Here is a 14,132-nt window from a genome sequence, read left to right as displayed (position 1 = left end):
GTTTGTATGAATGACCACACGCGGCTCCGCGACGGCCATGGGCCGCACGGTGAGCTGGAGGGGTCGATGGCGGCGGTGGCGTTGGCCACCGGGCCTGCCGTCCCCGTGCAGGCGTCGGGAACCGGCGTCTATGCGGCGCTCGACCTCGGCACCAACAATTGCCGGCTGCTGATCGCCTGTCCGACGAGCGACGGCTTTCGCGTGGTCGATTCCTTCTCGCGCATCATCCGGCTCGGCGAGGGCGTCTCGGCCACAGGGAACATCAGCGAGGCCGCGATCGATCGCGCCATCGCCGCGCTCAGCATCTGCCGCGACAAGATCAACCTGCGCAAGGCGAAGCGGCTGCGGCTGATCGCGACCGAAGCCTGCCGCGCGGCCTCGAATGCGGAAGATTTCCGCAGCCGCGTCGCGGCCGAGACCGGCATCGAGCTCGAGGTGATCGACCGCGAAACGGAAGCCTCGCTCGCCATGCTCGGCTGCTCGCCGCTGGTCGACCCCAAGGGGCGCGGCGCCATCTTGTTCGATATCGGCGGCGGCTCGACCGAGCTGGTGCGGATCGAGCGCGACACGCAAAATCCGGAGCCGCGCATCAAGGCTTGGATGTCGATCCCGTACGGTGTGGTCACGCTGGCCGAGCAGTTCGGCGGCCGTGACGTGACGCCGGACATCTATGCCGCGATGGAGCGGGAGGTCGCCAGCCATGTCGCGCCCTTCGCGGAGCAGCACGGCCGCGATCTGACCGACATGCATCTGCTCGGCACGTCCGGGACGGTGACGACGCTCGCCGGCATCCATCTCAATCTGGCGCGCTACGATCGCCGCCGCATCGACAGCATCTGGATGAACGATGTCGACATCACCGCGACCATCAACAAGCTGCTCGGCATGAGCTATGAGGAGCGCGCGAACAACAGCTGCATCAGCGTCGAGCGCGCCGATCTCGTGCTGGCCGGCTGCGCCATCCTCGACGCGATCAGGCGCGCGTTTCCGCTGCCGCGCTTGCGCGTCGCCGACCGCGGCCTGCGCGAGGGCATGCTGGTCGAGATGATGCGCGAGGACGGCGCACTCGGGAGCTGGTGAGATGGCGAAAGACACCACCGGCCGCTTGCACGTCCAGGTCAAGACCGGCGGCAAGCGCAAGCTGTCCTCGAAGCTGTGGCTGGAGCGGCAGCTCAACGATCCCTATGTCGCCAAGGCTAAGGCGGCCGGCTATCGCTCGCGCGCGGCATTCAAGCTCCTGGAGATCGACGACAAGTTTCGGCTGCTGAAGCCTGGCATGGCGGTGGTCGATCTCGGCGCCGCGCCGGGCGGCTGGAGCCAGATCGCCGCCAAGCGCGTCGGATCGACGGAAGGCAAGGGCAAGGTCGTTGCGATTGACCTCTTGGAGATGCCGGAGATTCCCGGCGTCGACTTCGCGCAGCTCGATTTCATGGACAATGACGCACCGGCAAAACTCACCGCGATGCTGGGCGGCGGTGCCGACGTGGTCATGTCCGACATGGCCGCCAACACTACGGGCCATCGCAAGACCGACCAGCTCCGCATCGTCGGCTTGGTCGAAACGGCGGCGGCGTTTGCTTGCGACGTGCTCAAGCCCGGCGGCACGTTCCTGGCCAAAACGTTCCAGAGCGGCGCCGATGCCGATCTGCTCGCCCAGCTCAAGCGCGACTTCGCCACCGTGCGCCACGTCAAGCCTGCGGCAAGCCGGCAGGATTCCTCGGAGCGCTACGTGCTGGCGACAGGGTTTCGCGGCGGTACCAGCCGCGAGGCGTAGTCGCCTCGCTCTTCGCGGCGTGTTAGTCGCATAGTTCTGATATCGCCGATTGTCCCGCGACCGTCCGGCTCGCGGAGGCGCGCTCCGAGATCGTCAGGGCGACGATGTGAACGACCAGGAAGGCGGCGGCTACGGCCAGGAGCCAGGCCGTTTCGTTTTGGGCTGGTCGCGCCGTTGAGCTTGCTCGGGCTGACTTGCTTGTCGCGATCATGTTTGGTCTCCGGAATCCCTGCTCACGCGCGTCGTCAGAAAGCGAACTTGACTTGCGCGCGGCCGCGCTCGCTTCTCGCCTGGTTCGCGATCAGTTCGTCGAACCGGGCGCTGATGCTCAGCGACTTGTTTACCTGCAGCTCGAGGCCGAGGCCGATCAGGGCCTGATCGTGCTTCTCTGCCAGACCGAAAAGGCCGTAGGTCGTCGCAGCATCGAAACTGTAATAGGCGATCTGCGTGTAGGCGCCGCTGAAGCTGTGGCGATAGGCGAGCTCGAGGGTCGATTTGAGCGCGCCGGCCGAGGTGTCCGCCACTTGGCTGAACCTAGTCCCGAGTACGCCCGCGGCATCGACGGCCGACGTCCGGTTGAAGGTCAAATTGTAGATGCCTGCACCGGTCTCGGCGTAGCCGTCGAGCCGGATCCATTGCAGGTCGAGCCGGGCATAGGGCGCGATCTTCCAGCGATCGACCTTGATCTCGTGGTTGATCGACAGCGAGCCGAACAGATCGCCGGCGGACCGCTCGCCCGAGCCGAACGCCAAGGCGGTGCTGTCGTAACGATAATTTGCGAGCCGGCCTGCCGCATAGCCGAGCACACCATCGATGAACCAGAGCGGCGCCACGCGGTAGCTGGCATAGGCCTGCGCCGACCAGACATTGGCATCGATGCGCGAGCCGTTGCTGCCGATCGTCGCATGATCGATACCGAAGCCGGCGGCGACGCCGGCTTTCACATTCCGGGTGAGGCGCGTGTCGACGCCAGCGGTCATGCCGGATGAGGACACGTTGTATTTGGCGTCGGCATAGGTGGTATCCCGGCCGAATTGCAGCGCGCCGGCGGTCCAATAGCGCAGCGACGAATCGGGGGCCGCTGTCATCGGCGCGGCTTGTCCATCTTTCGGTGTCTGACGAGGCGACGTCGCATCGGATGCGGGGCCAGCATTCGCTGCAGGGTCCGTCGGCAGCCCGTATTGTCGCTGCGAGGCCGGCATCTGCGCGAAGGCGGCCCGGTTGCTGAGCAGGGGCACCTCGTCATTGTGCAACTCGGTCAGCCGGTCCTGCACGTTGTCCATCTGTTGCTGACCCATCACCTGCACGGTGTGGACCTGAAAGTCGACCATCGCTTTCACGGTCGGATCCATGGTCGGATCCGGCAGGGCGGCATAGCGATAGATCGCCGTGCCCGTGCCCGAGCCGAGCGGCGTCGTCACCGTGACGTCGACTGCGCCCACCGCATGCGGCGGCGTCACCACCGAGATCTGCGTCGCGCTCAACACGGTGAAGCGGAGCACGTTGACGCCGCCGAACTTGACTGAGGTCGCGCCGGTGAGGTTCTGGCCGGTGACGACCGTCGTTTGCTGGCCGGCGATGGGGCCCGACGCCGGACTGGCGCTGGTCACCACGGGGCCGGGAAGGACCGCGGCGGTGCAGGCCACCGTGACGTCGATCTGCGACGGGATGCCTTCGCTCAGCGAGCGCCAGCTGAAGCTCTGCGTGCCCGTTGTGGTCACCGTGACGTGCAGCGCACCCGAGACGCTGCCGGATCCGTCGGCGTAGTGTCCGCCGACGCCGAGTTCGATGCCGTGAAAGAATGTCGTGTCGACGATGAAAGTGTAATTCAACGTGATGATGTCGCCCGCGGTCAGCGACACCGTGCTGGATTGATGATCAGCGCCGCTCACGTTGAAGGCGCCGCCATTGATGTCGGCACAGGTGGTCGCCGCAAGAGCCGAGCCGAAGCCGATCGCCTGGGCGAGAACGAGCAACCCGGCCATGCATGCCATGGTCCGTGCCGCTGCCGAGAACGCGTCCTTGAAACGGCTGAGGCAGAGCGCCAATTGGCGAGATCAATTCGTGTTGCCAATCGGCGCAAACCGCCGCGCGCGAATGTATCGCGACCAGAGAAAATCATACGTCTCCCCAACCCGTCTCCCGGTCCCTCCCGCCGGTCCTCGACGGACCGTCGAACAGGGCCACCGACGAAACGTCGGTCGCCATAATTGACGCGACATCGGACGTGTCCGGGATCGAGGGGTCTCGTACGGTAAGGTCTCGGAAACCACCATCAACGAGGGTTGATCGCAGGTGCGCTGCGAGGGCCCTGGCGGAATTGGCTCTGGACGAACGTGGGGCGCTCCTGCAAAGGATGGACGTGATTGGCGAGCGAGGAGATTGGCCGGAATGTCCGCGGTAGAATTCGACCTTCGCGGGCTCATTGGGCCAACCGGCGAATTCCGCGACGGCGCGACAGAGGAGGCGTTCTCGGAGAGCGTCTGGCAGTCGGCCCGCGCCATGTCTCTGCTGTGCATTCTCGCCGAGACGGCGGCAAGCCTGTCCTTCGTGCCGCTGGATTTCATGATGCTGACCGGGCCGCGCCTGGCCTATTTCAGCGAGGTCCGGCTCCTGATCGCGCTGTCGGCCGTTGCCGCGGTGATCGCCGTGCTGCGGACGAGCCGCTATGCGCGCATCGTCGCGGTCACCTACGCGCACCAGTTTGCGTTCTTCACGCTCAACGCGCTGGTCTTCAACCATCCGAGCCTGACCCGTCACGGCGGATTGTTGCTGCCGTTGATCGCCATCGCGCTCAACCTGTGCATCCCCGGGCGATTTCGCTGGGTCGCATTGATGAGCGCCTATGCGCCCATCATCAGCCTGGTGTTCTGGGCGGTGCTCAGGCCCGATCCGGAAAGCTCGCTTGATCTGACGATCATCATGCTGGTCGTGCTGGTCGGCTACGTCGTTGGCGCGGTGGCACGCACGCAGTTCAATCGGCTGCGGCGCGAGGAATATCTGCGCATCGCGCGCGAACGGCAGGTCAACCTCGATCTGCGCGAAGCCAAGGATGCGGCAGAAGCCGCTGCGAGCGTCAAGGCCGACTTCCTGGCGGTCATGAGCCACGAGATCCGCACGCCGATGAACGGAATCCTCGGCATGGCGCAATTGGCGCTGGATGATCCGTTGTCGCTCGCCCAGCGGCGGCGCGTGTCGACCATCCGCTCCTCGGCGCAAGGCCTGCTCAAGATCCTGGACGATATCCTCGACATCTCGAAGCTCGAGCGGCAGGCCGATATCTACGAACGTGCACCGTTCGATGTCCGGCAAGCTCTGCGCGAAATCGTCAACCTGATGTCGCCGCGCGCCCATGAGAAAGGCCTGACGCCCCAGCTCGTGCTTGCGCCGGCTTTGCCGCGATGGGTGCTTGGCGATCAGTCGCGGTTACGACAGATTCTCTTCAACCTGATCGGCAACGCCCTGAAATTCACCAGCCGCGGCGGGGTCACCATCGAAGTGACCGCGTCTGGATCGCAGGACGAGATGCTCGTCACGTTCTGTGTTTCGGATACAGGCATCGGAATCGCGCCCGAACAACAGGCGCGCCTGTTTCAATCGTTCGAGCAGGGCGACGCTTCGATCCGCCGGCGCTTCGGCGGCACGGGCCTGGGCCTTGCGATTTGCAAGCGCCTCGTCGAAGGCATGAAGGGACAGATCGAAGCCGAGAGCACGCCGGGGCGCGGCAGCCGCTTTCGGTTCTCGTTGCCGCTACCGCCGGCCGATGGTCCACCTGCTCGTGATGCGGTGGACACGGCGTTGCCGCCGGTCAGGCCGTTGAACCTGTTGCTGGTCGAGGATATCAAGATCAACGCCGAGGTTGCGCGTGGCATTCTGGAGCGGGCAGGCCACAGGACTGCGCTGGTCAAGTCGGGTGAGCAGGCGATCGAGCTCGTGCGCAGCGCGCGCTTTGACGCCGTGCTCATGGACGTGCAGATGCCCGATGTCGACGGTCTGGAGGCCACGCGGCGAATTCGCGCGCTGGCCTCGCCGCAAAGCCAGGTTCCGATCGTCGCCCTGACCGCCAACGTCATGACGGAAGATGTCGAAGCCTGTCGTGCGGCCGGCATGGACGGGCATCTGGCCAAGCCGATCGACGTTGCGGCTCTGCATCGTACGATCGAGGCCGCGCTGACGACCAGGCACTGGCCCGTCGCCGGGCCCGGCGCCCTTCTCAACGTCGGCAGTGACGTCCTGGTGGTGGGCGAGGGCAGCAAGGCGATCCACGACCCGCTTCGGCATCTCGGGTTTCGCGTCTTTCCCGCCGGCTCGTTCGATGCCGCCGGTGCCATGCTGGCGGCGCGCGAGTTCGCCGCGATCGTCGCGGTCGCCCCGCCGCCCGGTTTGGTTCAGGCGCTGCGTTCGCGAGCCCAGCACGAGGGCAAGCGCATCTTCGTCATCGGCGCTTCTGCGCCTGAAGAGGGCGCTCGCCTGCTGGATGAGGGCGCCGATCTGGTCATTGCAGCGACGCTGTCGCCGGAAGAGGTCGTCTGGAAGATCGAGGCATTCCTTGCGCCGGAAACTGCCGACGGCGCGTTCACGCTCGAGGAGGTGTTCGGGCGGGACCGCATCGACGAATTTCAGGAGCTGTTTGCGGATAGTCTGCCGGAGCTGGACCGCGCGCTGGCGCGAAGCGATTTGACTCCGAAGGAGCTCGTGGGCATCGCCCACCGCATCAAGGGAAGCGCAGCCAATCTGCGCATGTCGGAGCTTGCAGCGAGCGCCGATGACGCGATGATTGCCGGGCGCGCCGTGCTCGCGGGGCTTCGTGACCGGGATGACGCCGTCAATGCGCTGCGCAGGCAGATCGATCTCGTGTTGAGAGAGCAGGGCGCTGGCGGGCGTGGCGCGCCGGCAAGCGCGGCCGGCACGTGTGAGTTTGGGGAAAGTGATGTCGATCAGCGTGCTCGTGGTTGAAGATGCGCCGGATATCCGGCTGATGCTGACCTCGTTCCTGACCGGAGAGGGTATGACCGCTCACGGCGTGGCGACCGGCGCGGAGCTGCGCGCCGGTCTGGCCACGCTGAGGCCCGACATCGTCCTGCTCGACATCAATCTGCCGGATGCCGACGGCATCGCGTTGGCGCGTGAGCTGCGGCTCGGCGAACAATGCGGCCTGATCTTCGTCACCAGCCGGGATTCCGAAGCCGACATGCTCTCTGGGCTCGACGCAGGCGGGGACGACTACGTCTCCAAGCCGATCAATCTGCGCACGCTCCTGGCCCGCATCCGCAGCGTCTTGCGGCGGACCAAGGAAAAGGTCGTCACCTTTGACGGCTGGATTCTCGATCCGGTCCGCCGCGAACTGTTTCGTCCCGACGGAAGCATGGTCAAGTTGACGTCGGGGGAGTTCAACATCCTCGTCGCGCTCGCGTCTCACATGACGCAGCCGCTGAGCCGTGATTTCCTGCTCGACGTGATCTCGAACCGCGATCCTCGCGAGATCAGCGAGCACACGGTCGACAATCTGATCGTGCGGCTGCGCCGCAAGATGCAGCTCGACGGGGCGCCGGCGCCGATCACGACGGTGCGCGGCGTCGGGTATGCCCTGGTGCCGCAGCAGTCGTAGCCTTCTACCCCAACCGCTGGTCCCGCACGTCCTGGGTGTCTTCGGTCGCCGTCTTGACGGCGGCCTTGGCCGCACCCTTGCCGGCCCCCTTGCGGCTTGCGATCTCCACCGCCTTCCGGCCGGAGATCTCGTGGCCGGCATCGCTGGGCATCTGCCAGAAGAACCAGCTCGATGCCGCCGAGGTCAGCGCCACCACGATGAAGGCGGGCGCGAACACCGTGGCGTTGAGCTCGTCGACATGGCTGAACCACATGGTCGTCTCGACGCAAGCCGCGCCGACCGCGACGCCGGCGGAGACTGCGAGCTGCTGGTTGACGCTGACGAGGGTCGTGGCGCGGCTCATCTGCGGACTCTCGACGTCGGCATAGGCCACCGTGTTGATCGCGGTGAACTCGAGCGAGCGGAAGAAGCCGCCGACCACCAGGATCACCATGATGATCAGAAGCGGCGTCGTCACCGTGAACAGCGCGCAGACGCCGAGGAAGAACGCGCTGACGATCGCGTTCACCGTCATCAGATTACGGAAACCGAAGGTGCGGATCAGGCGTGCAGCCAGCGTCTTCATGCCCATCGCGCCGAGCGAGGAAGCAAAGGTGACGAGGCCGGAATGGAACGGCGACAGCCCGAAGCCGATCTGCATCAGGAGCGGGAGCAGGAAGGGCAGCGCGCCGATGCCGAGCCGGAACATGAAACCGCCGAACACCGCCGCGCGCAGCGTCGGAAGCTTCAGCAGCGAGAAGTCCAGCACCGGCGAGCCCGTGCGGCGCGCATGCAGGACATACAGCGTCATCGAGATCGTCCCGCCGAGGACGAGAGCCGCCACCGTGCTCCAGGGCAGGAGATTGAGGCCGGCGACCGAGAGGCCGAATGCGATGCCGGCAAGCCCGAGGCCTGCGAGCATCATGCCGTAGAGATCGAACTTCTCCTGCGTCTCGCTCTTGATGGGGTCGATGAAGCGCAGCGCCATGAAGATGCCGAGCAGGCCGATCGGGATGTTGATCAGGAAGATCCAGTGCCACGACGCGTAGGTGGTGATGAAGCCACCAAGCGGCGGCCCGATCACGGGACCGATCAGGGCAGGGACCGTCACCCAGGCCATGGCGTTGACCAGCGCGCTCTTGTCGACCGAGCGGAGCAGCACGAGACGCCCGACCGGCGTCATCATGGCCCCACCCATGCCTTGCAGGATGCGCGCGAACACGAAGTCGGTGACGGAGCCCGACAGCGCGCAGCCGACCGAGCCGATCATGAACACGCCGACCGCGATCGCGAACACCATGCGCGCGCCGAACCTGTCCGCGGTCCAGCCGCTCGCCGGAATGAACACCGCGAGCGACAAGAGGTAGGAAGTGATCGCAAGCTTGAGCGTCAACGGGCTGGTGCCGATGTCGGCCGCGATCGCCGGCAGCGAGGTGGCGATCACGGTCGAATCCATGTTCTCCATGAACAAGGCGGTGGCCACGATCAGCGGAATGATGCGTTGCTTGTCGACCATGAGCGATTGGTACTGGAAATGGGGCGGAAAGGGCGAGGATTGCGGCTTATCACCGCCGCTAGCGTCGGACCATTGCAGATCAGCGCATAGCACCTAGATTTTGCGCTCGCTCTTTCAGTCATTCCGGGGCGCGCCACGTGGCGTGAGCCTGGAATCCATTGGGCGCCGGGATAGCTGCGGGATGGATTCCCGGCTTGCGACTTCGTCGCGCCCCGGAATGACGGCGGATTGGATGGGCCGCCGCCGGCCTTTTCCCGCGGAATTTACCTAAAAATACCTGTGCATGGCTGGCCGGCGGTCCGATTTGCTTTGATTCGTCACGCGGCCGTGCTATCGACCCGCGTCAACCCCACCGATGGGCTCCGATTCTTCAAGGCGATGCCGCAAGGTACGCCGAGGGCGGCGCTCATCCATCGTCATTTGCGGCACGGCCGCAGGAAGGAGTTGGCATATGGCCACGGTGCAACTTCAGGGCATCCGCGAAGCCTTTACGTTCGACGACGTGCTGTTGAAGCCGGGCCTGTCGGACGTCATGCCGGGCGAGGTCGACATCCGCTCTCGCGTCACCCGCGCCATCCCGCTCAACATCCCGATCATGGCCTCGGCCATGGACACCGTCACCGAGGCCCGCATGGCGATCGCCATGGCGCAAGCCGGCGGCCTCGGCGTCATCCACCGCAATTTCGATCCTGAAGGCCAGGCCGCCCAGGTCCGGCAGGTCAAGCGCTATGAGTCGGGCATGGTGGTGAACCCGCTTACCATCAGCCCCGAGGCCTCGCTCGACGATGCACTCAAGCTGATGAGCGACCACGGCATCTCCGGCATTCCCGTCGTCACCGGCGCCGGCAAGAATACGCCCGGCAAGCTGGTCGGCATCCTCACCAACCGCGACGTGCGCTTTGCCACCGACCGCCGGCAAAAGGTCTCCGAGCTGATGACGCACGAAGGCCTCGTCACGGTGCGCGAGAATGTCAGCCAGGACGAAGCGCGGCGGATGCTGCATCAGCACCGGATCGAGAAGCTGCTGGTCGTCGACGACCAGTATCGCTGCGTCGGTCTGATCACCGTCAAGGACATGGAGAAGGCGGTCGCCCATCCGCTCGCCTGCAAGGATGCTCAGGGCCGCCTGCGCGTCGCCGCCGCCACCACGGTCGGTGATACCGGCTTCGAGCGTACCGAGCGCCTGATCGATGCCGGCGTCGACCTCGTCGTCGTCGACACCGCGCACGGTCATTCGCGTCACGTGCTGCATGCGGTCAACCGCATCAAGCGCCTGTCCAACTCGGTGCAGGTCGTCGCCGGCAACGTCGCGACATCAGACGGCGCGCAGGCGCTGATCGATGCGGGCGCGGACTGCATCAAGGTCGGTATCGGCCCGGGCTCGATCTGCACCACGCGCATCGTTGCCGGCGTCGGCGTGCCCCAGCTCACCGCGATCATGGATGCGGTCGAGGCGGCGAAGAAGTCGGACATCCCGGTCATCGCCGACGGCGGCATCAAGTTCTCAGGGGACCTCGCCAAGGCGCTCGCCGCCGGCGCCGACATTGCGATGGTCGGCTCGCTGCTCGCCGGCACAGACGAAACCCCAGGCGAAGTTTTCCTGTGGCAGGGCCGCTCCTACAAGGCCTATCGCGGCATGGGCTCGGTCGGCGCAATGGCGCGGGGCTCGGCCGACCGCTACTTCCAGCAGGACATCAAGGACTCGCTCAAGCTCGTGCCCGAAGGCATCGAAGGCCAGGTGCCGTACAAGGGACCGGTCGGCAACGTCATGCACCAGCTCGCCGGTGGCTTGCGCGCGGCGATGGGCTATGTCGGCGCCAAGGACATGAAGGAGCTGCACGACAAGGCGCAGTTCGTCCGTATCACCGGCGCGGGCCTGCGCGAAAGCCACGTCCACGACGTGACCATCACGCGCGAGAGCCCGAACTATCCGGGCGGCGGCTAGTTACGCGCGGCCTCAGGCCGCGCGTACGGCTTCGAGAAATTTCCCGACCTCGAGCTTGAGGCGGCTCGAATCCGAGGCCAGCAGCTGGGCGGCGGTCAGCACCTGGGACGAGGCCGAGCCGGTCTCGCTGGCGCCCTGCTGGACGTCATTGATGTTGACGGAGACCTGCTGGGTGCCGTGCGCGGCCTGCTGCACGTTTCGCGCGATCTCCTGCGTGGCTGCGCCCTGTTCCTCGACGGCCGCGGCAATCGTCGAGGATATCTCCGACAGTCGCTCGATCGTCTCGCTGATCGCCTTGATGGCGCCGACGGATTCCTGGGTCGCCGCCTGCACGTTTCCGATCTGCTGCTGGATTTCCTCGGTCGCTTTAGCGGTTTGCTGCGCCAGCGCCTTCACTTCCGAGGCGACCACCGCGAAGCCGCGACCGGCATCGCCGGCGCGCGCGGCCTCGATGGTCGCGTTCAGCGCCAAAAGGTTGGTCTGGCCCGCGATCGAGTTGATGAGTTCGATGACGTCGCCGATCCGGCTCGCGGCCTGTGACAATTCGCCGACGCGGTCGTTGGTGCGGCGGGCCTGCTCGACGGCATCGCCGGCCACGCGCGCGGATTCCTGCACCTGACGGCTGATCTCGTTGACCGACGAGGTGAGCTCTTCCGTCGCGGTGGCCACCGATTGCACATTGGCCGATGCTTCTTCGGAGGCTGCCGCGACGGCCGTCGTCAGCGTCTGCGAGCGATCCGCCGTGGTGTTCAGGGTGCCGGCCGACCCCTCAAGCTCGGTCGCGGCCGAGGAGACGGTGCTGACGATCTCGCCGATCACGGTCTCGAAATCGCGCGTGATGACGTTGACGCGACGGCCGCGCTCGATCTGCGCTTCGGCGTTACGCGCCGCATCCGCGTCGGCGCGCTTTTTCGCGACCAGCGCATCCTTGAAAATCTGCAGCGCGCCGGCCATGGTGCCGATCTCGTCCTTGCGATGCCCGTCGGGGATCGCGACGTCGAGCTCGCCGTCAGCAAGCCGCAGGGTCGCGCCGGTCAGCCGCACCAGTGGGCTGATCACCTGGCGCATCACGGCGATGACGACGGAGACCGAGGCGATCAGCACGACCAGCAGGGCCGCCAGCGCCCAGATCAGGCGCGTCTGCGCTTGCCCGATCGCCGTATTGTTGGCCTCGTGGGCAAAGGTCAGGGCGGCGTCACGCAGACCGAGCACGCTGTTCAGGACGGGAGCGAGCCAGCGCGGCCATTCGGCCTCGCTGATCGGGCTGGGGCGCCCCTCGCGGGCCGCCGCGACCAATTCCTGGAAACGCGGCTCGCCTTCGCTCATCAGTTTTGCGCGCACCTGGTTGGCGACGTTCACGAGCACCGGCGCATCGCCGGCATTGTGAACGCCTTGCTCGATCTGGGTCCAGATCAGCGCGACCTGACCCGACAATTCGGTCACCTCGACGCGCTGGGCTGCCGACAGAGGCTGATTGCGGGCGAACAGGCCGAGCACGGCGGCACGCGCGCCGTTGATGGTGCGCATGCTTTGCGCGCTCTGCGCCAGCGCGGCCGATGGCAGCAGGTTCTCGATGTCGCTGCCGGTGCGCGATAGGCTGATCAAGGCTTCGCTCGTCGCAGCCGTAAGCGCGTCGACGGAGCGCGCAAGGCCGTCCACGATCGCCGTCTGGCTATCGGCGGGACGTTGCGACTTGGGCAAGGCCGCGGCCTGGCGTCCGACGCTACGGGTCTTTTGCAAGATCTGCTCGGCGGCTTCGACCGATCGCGTCGGCAGCTCCGCCGCGCGAATGGCCGCTTTGGCCGCATCGATGGCAGCGTCCGTGTTGGCGATGGTCTTGTCGAGCGCCGACAACTTCTCGGGCGTGGCCGGCTCGGCGGGAGTTGCGGCCGCATACCAGGCGGTGCGTTCGACCGGAATCAGGCTGTTCGCTTTCATCACCAGCTCGAAGGCATCAAGCGAGCGCGCGGCCGCTTCCCGCTTGCGCAGGTCGCCCCATCCGCCCCAGGCGACCGCGCCGGCGAAGGCGACGGCCAAAAGGCTCGTGATCAGGTTGCCGGCCAGGACGCGCCAGCGCAGGCTGAGCCCGCCCTTCGCGCCGATCTCTCGGCGATGGTCGGACGGGACGGAAAGCTCTGGCACCGGTTAGGCTCTTTGATCATGGAAACGCTGCGCAATTTTAGTTTGCATTCGCGACCAAAGCCTTAATCGAGCGAGCGTTTGCTTCGCCGCCACGCTGCCTCTAAATCATGCCCACAAACAGATCCGGAGGAACCATCATGGCCCAAGCAAAACGCATCGTTCTCGCCGCACGCCCCGTCGGGGAACCCAAGCCGTCGGATTTTCGTCTCGAGGAATTCGCGATTCCCTCGGCCGGCGCGGGTGATGTCCTGCTGCGCACCGTCTGGCTGTCCCTCGATCCCTACATGCGCGGACGCATGAGCGAAGGGCCGTCCTATGCCGCCCCGGTGCCGGTTGGCGGCGTGATGGAAGGCGAGGCGGTGAGCGAGGTCGTAGCCTCCAACAATTCCGATTTCGCGGTCGGCGACATCGTCCGTGCGCGCACCGGCTGGCAGACGCATGCGATCTCGAATGGCAAGGGGCTCATCAAGGTCGATCCCAAGCTCGGGCCGATCTCGACCTCCATCGGTGTGCTCGGCATGCCCGGCATGACCGCGTATACGGGCCTGCTCGATATCGGCAAGCCGCAAGCCGGTGAAACCGTGGTCGTCGCCGGCGCTTCCGGCGCTGTCGGCTCGGCCGTCGGCCAGATCGCGAAGATCAAGGGCGCACGGGCGGTTGGCATCGCCGGCGGCAAGGACAAGTGCGACTACGTGGTGAAGGAGCTCGGCTTCGACGCCTGCATCGATCACCGCGATCCCGATCTTGCGGCCAAGCTGAAGGATGCCTGCCCTGATGGCATCGACGTCTATTTCGAGAATGTCGGCGGCGCCGTCTTCGAGGCGGTCTTCCCGCTGCTCAATCCCTTCGCGCGGGTGCCGGTCTGCGGCCTGATCGCCCACTATAACGATACCGAGGCCAAGCCCCCCAAATGGGCCGCTGCGATGATGCGCAACATCCTCACCAAGCGGCTGACCTTCCGCGGCTTCATCGTCTCCGACTTCGCCTCGCGCCATGGCGACTTCCTGCGCGACATGTCGACCTGGGTCCGCGATGGCAAGGTGAAGTACAAGGAATTCGTCACCGAGGGCCTGGAGAGTGCCCCGGCTGCCTTCATCGGGCTGCTGAAGGGGGCCAATTTCGGCAAGCAGCTGGTCCGGGTCGGGGGGGATAAGGCTTAACTTTCAAG

General features: G+C 65.9%; 9 protein-coding genes. 6 read left to right on the top strand and 3 right to left on the bottom strand.

Features of this window, described 5'->3' with window-relative positions:
• Positions 1 to 6 precede the first annotated feature (6 nt).
• On the top strand, positions 7 to 1,080 hold the full coding sequence (locus IF809_RS21015; RefSeq protein WP_462838384.1) for a Ppx/GppA phosphatase family protein: 1,074 nt from the start codon (positions 7 to 9) through the stop codon (positions 1,078 to 1,080).
• Between the two features lies 1 nt (position 1,081).
• Positions 1,082 to 1,774, top strand: coding sequence for an RlmE family RNA methyltransferase (locus IF809_RS21010; RefSeq protein WP_453979330.1), 693 nt, complete (start codon positions 1,082 to 1,084; stop codon positions 1,772 to 1,774).
• A gap of 245 nt (positions 1,775 to 2,019) precedes the next feature.
• Here the strand turns inward: IF809_RS21010 and IF809_RS21005 are convergent, their stop codons facing one another.
• Positions 2,020 to 3,759 carry an autotransporter family protein gene (locus tag IF809_RS21005; RefSeq protein WP_462838383.1) on the bottom strand — a complete coding sequence of 580 codons (1,740 nt, stop codon included), beginning with the start codon at positions 3,757 to 3,759 and terminating at the stop codon, positions 2,020 to 2,022.
• 406 nt (positions 3,760 to 4,165) lie between these two features.
• On the opposite strand from IF809_RS21005, the gene IF809_RS21000 reads away from it, so the two are divergent.
• Both IF809_RS21000 and IF809_RS20995 read left to right on the top strand, forming a co-directional pair.
• Entirely contained in the window at positions 4,166 to 6,730 is a 2,565-nt protein-coding gene (locus IF809_RS21000) for an ATP-binding protein (RefSeq protein ID WP_462838382.1), read from the top strand.
• Positions 6,705 to 7,382 (top strand): response regulator transcription factor, encoded by a 678-nt coding sequence (locus IF809_RS20995; protein ID WP_128966941.1) that lies wholly within the window; start codon positions 6,705 to 6,707, stop codon positions 7,380 to 7,382. Before IF809_RS21000 ends, IF809_RS20995 begins: the two co-directional genes overlap by 26 nt.
• Positions 7,383 to 7,386: 4 nt before the next feature.
• Here IF809_RS20995 and IF809_RS20990 read toward each other — a convergent pair whose 3' ends face one another.
• The gene (locus IF809_RS20990) at positions 7,387 to 8,877 is read right to left on the bottom strand and encodes an MFS transporter (protein WP_453979327.1); all 1,491 of its coding nucleotides are present in this window, start codon (positions 8,875 to 8,877) and stop codon (positions 7,387 to 7,389) included.
• Between the two features lie 451 nt (positions 8,878 to 9,328).
• Here IF809_RS20990 and guaB point away from each other — a divergent pair, with 451 nt between their 5' ends.
• Entirely contained in the window at positions 9,329 to 10,822 is a 1,494-nt protein-coding gene (gene guaB, locus IF809_RS20985; protein WP_128966939.1) for an IMP dehydrogenase, read from the top strand.
• Positions 10,823 to 10,834: 12 nt separating this feature from the next.
• Here guaB and IF809_RS20980 read toward each other — a convergent pair whose 3' ends face one another.
• On the bottom strand, positions 10,835 to 12,964 hold the full coding sequence (locus IF809_RS20980) for a methyl-accepting chemotaxis protein (protein WP_462838381.1): 2,130 nt from the start codon (positions 12,962 to 12,964) through the stop codon (positions 10,835 to 10,837).
• Between the two features lie 137 nt (positions 12,965 to 13,101).
• Between IF809_RS20980 and IF809_RS20975 the strand changes: the two genes are divergently transcribed.
• Complete coding sequence (locus IF809_RS20975; RefSeq protein ID WP_462838380.1) at positions 13,102 to 14,124, top strand: NADP-dependent oxidoreductase; 1,023 nt, start codon at positions 13,102 to 13,104, stop codon at positions 14,122 to 14,124.
• Positions 14,125 to 14,132 lie beyond the last annotated feature (8 nt).

This window comes from Bradyrhizobium sp. UFLA06-24 (assembly GCF_054967145.1).
Note: the sequence above shows the minus strand (reverse complement) of the source record. Positions and strands in the feature narration are given on the sequence as shown.

What these genes read in the sequence shown, in the direction of transcription:
- IF809_RS20990 (WP_453979327.1), bottom strand. Translation starts at nt 8,877, where the DNA reads ATGGTCGACAAGCAACGCATCATTCCGCTGATCGTGGCCACCGCCTTG.
- IF809_RS20995 (WP_128966941.1), top strand. Translation starts at nt 6,705, where the DNA reads ATGTCGATCAGCGTGCTCGTGGTTGAAGATGCGCCGGATATCCGGCTG.
- guaB (WP_128966939.1), top strand. Translation starts at nt 9,329, where the DNA reads ATGGCCACGGTGCAACTTCAGGGCATCCGCGAAGCCTTTACGTTCGAC.
- IF809_RS21005 (WP_462838383.1), bottom strand. Translation starts at nt 3,759, where the DNA reads ATGGCCGGGTTGCTCGTTCTCGCCCAGGCGATCGGCTTCGGCTCGGCT.
- IF809_RS21015 (WP_462838384.1), top strand. Translation starts at nt 7, where the DNA reads ATGAATGACCACACGCGGCTCCGCGACGGCCATGGGCCGCACGGTGAG.
- IF809_RS21010 (WP_453979330.1), top strand. Translation starts at nt 1,082, where the DNA reads ATGGCGAAAGACACCACCGGCCGCTTGCACGTCCAGGTCAAGACCGGC.
- IF809_RS21000 (WP_462838382.1), top strand. Translation starts at nt 4,166, where the DNA reads ATGTCCGCGGTAGAATTCGACCTTCGCGGGCTCATTGGGCCAACCGGC.
- IF809_RS20975 (WP_462838380.1), top strand. Translation starts at nt 13,102, where the DNA reads ATGGCCCAAGCAAAACGCATCGTTCTCGCCGCACGCCCCGTCGGGGAA.